Raw genomic sequence first — 247 nt, 5'->3', positions numbered from 1 at the left:
CCAATTATTTTAATTCCCCGAACTATTTCTTCTTCTGTCAAGCGCGAAAACCCTAATCGGAAAGTGTTCGCTCCTTCTCCATCAGAGTAAAAAACATCTCCAGGTGAAAACGTAACGCCTTTCTCATAACACTTTTGTAAAAGTGTGCGGGCGTTCATATGCTCTTCTAGCTCTATAAATAAATGCAGTCCACCATCTCCAGTCATTCTTTTGAAAGGAATGTACTGGTTACATGCCCCGACAGCTA

1 pseudogene is annotated in these 247 nt (G+C 41.3%); it reads right to left on the bottom strand.

Annotation, left to right across the window (positions count from 1 at the left end):
• Positions 1 to 247, bottom strand: a pseudogene (locus SB717_RS38465) (PLP-dependent aminotransferase family protein); the annotation flags it as partial.

Source organism: Priestia sp. SIMBA_032 (assembly GCF_046535215.1).
GTDB lineage: Bacteria > Bacillota > Bacilli > Bacillales > Bacillaceae_H > Priestia > Priestia aryabhattai.
The sequence above is the reverse complement of the archived record's forward strand: the minus strand, read 5'-3'. Positions and strand labels throughout refer to the sequence as shown.